Origin of the sequence: Liquorilactobacillus capillatus DSM 19910, from assembly GCF_001434915.1 — a bacterium.
Taxonomy (GTDB): Bacteria; Bacillota; Bacilli; order Lactobacillales; family Lactobacillaceae; genus Liquorilactobacillus; species Liquorilactobacillus capillatus.
Window position 1 is genome coordinate 1 of sequence record NZ_AZEF01000052.1, and the last position, 514, is coordinate 514.

The following is a 514-nucleotide window of genomic DNA, read 5'->3' on the forward strand; positions in this document are numbered from 1 at the left end:
TTAGAAAAAGTAATAATTAATTGGTTTAGTGATAAGAATAATCTTAATAAGAATGGGGCTGAAAATAGTGAAACAGGACAGACGATTAACGGTTGAAGCTGAACTTAGAGCAGATCAACCACAAGTAGAAACACCAGAGCAAGAACAGCCTGAACAAGGGGGTGCACAAAATGGCGCAGACCCACAAGGTAAAGTTATTTCAGGCTATGCGATTGTGTGGAACTCACAAAGCAAGGATTTAGGTGGATTTACGGAAGTAGTTACACCACAGGCACTTGATGGAGTGGATTTATCAGATGTTTTAATGCTGAATAACCATGATTATAGTCAAGTTTTAGCTAGTGTTAAAGCTGGTACATTGGAACTTGAAACAGATGATAAAGGACTTCATTTTAAAGCTACATTGCCTAATACGACCTATGCGAATGATGTTTATGAACAAGTGACTGCTGGTAATATTGATTCATGCAGTTTTGGTTTTGAAGTGAATGATGGTACAGATACATGGACAAAA

The 514-nt window shown here is 37.4% G+C and carries 1 protein-coding gene; it reads left to right on the forward strand.

The window, feature by feature from the left end; translation table 11 throughout:
• Window positions 1-67 precede the first annotated feature (67 nt).
• On the forward strand, window positions 68-514 hold a 447-nt coding region (locus FC81_RS09520), incomplete at its 3' end, for an HK97 family phage prohead protease (RefSeq protein ID WP_157054791.1).